General features: G+C 42.2%; 2 protein-coding genes. Both read right to left on the reverse strand.

All coding sequences use genetic code 11. The features are described 5' to 3' along the window. The coding region (locus IW20_RS25120) for a PorP/SprF family type IX secretion system membrane protein (RefSeq protein WP_035629135.1) at positions 1–578 on the reverse strand (578 nt) is incomplete at its 3' end. A gap of 62 nt (positions 579–640) precedes the next feature. Then, a partial coding sequence (locus IW20_RS25125; RefSeq protein ID WP_131494842.1) for a gliding motility-associated C-terminal domain-containing protein occupies positions 641–1,180 on the reverse strand: 540 nt, incomplete at its 5' end.

Here is a 1,180-nt window from a genome sequence, read left to right on the forward strand (position 1 = left end):
AGGTAATAGTTTATTTTGTCTTTGAAGATGGCGATATCATTATCGTTGTATCTGTTGGTTTCGATAAAGTTGGGTACGGATAGTCCGATGTAGGCTTTATCGGAATGCCAGTATACTCCTGCTCCTATGTTGGGTGTGAATTTGCTGTTTAGGTCTTGAAATTGTGGATCGCCTTGTTGTTCTGGGTTTAGTTTTCCGATGTCTAGGTTGAATAGGTTGGCGGTTGCCTTGATCCCAAAGGATAGCTTGTAGGTTTGAGAGGTGGGTATGGTATAGGATAAATCGGCTGAAAAGGTGTTTTCGTTTGTTGGGCCTATTTTATCGTTTACCAGGGACACGCCTAGTCCTAGGTTGCTATTGTTTAGTGGCGTGTTTAGGGAGAAACTGCTGGTTTCTGGCGCTCCATCGAGTCCTACCCATTGGGTACGGTATAGTCCAAAGATGCTCATGGCTCCTCTGGATCCGGCATAGGCGGGGTTTATATTGATGGTGTTGTACATGTATTGTGTAAACTGGGCGTCTTGTTGGGCATAGCTTACTGCGGAAAAAAACATAAAAACTATAACTAATTTTCTCATTTATTTTTCTTTTAAGAATGGCTTAGCTTTTTAGGGCTAAGCCGTTTCTATTTGTTTTTTACTTATTTATTGATGTATAAATATCCTGCTTCTTGATGGGCATTGGACTCGCTGTCTTTGTATTTCAGTACATAGTAGTATGTTCCTACTGGCAGTCCGTCGGATTGCTTAACGGTGGTACGTCCTTCGGATTTTCCTCTAAAGGCGCGTTCTTCGTTGTTGTATCTTTCGCGCTCGAATACTAGTACTCCCCAACGGTTGTAGATCTCTACGGTATTCTCTGGGTAACATTCTAGTCCCTGGATATAGAATCTTTCGTTCATACTATCTCCATTTGGTGAGATGGCATTGAAGACTTTTATCACGCAGCCTTCTATTGGGGATACGGTTGGGTTGTCGTCTACATTGCTGGTGTAATCGGATTTGTCTTCTACTATGATTCCATTTGGACTGGTTCCAAACACGGTTGCCTGGTTGCTTATTTTTCCGGCATTGATGTCGGCTTGTTTAATTACATAGATTCCTATAAAGGTGTGTTCGTCGGTTTCATTTACGTCTAATGTAATTGGTCCTCCTGTCATAACTAGTCCTGGAAGTGGGTC

Origin of the sequence: Flavobacterium hydatis (assembly GCF_000737695.1) — a bacterium.
GTDB classification, from domain to species: Bacteria; Bacteroidota; Bacteroidia; order Flavobacteriales; family Flavobacteriaceae; genus Flavobacterium; species Flavobacterium hydatis.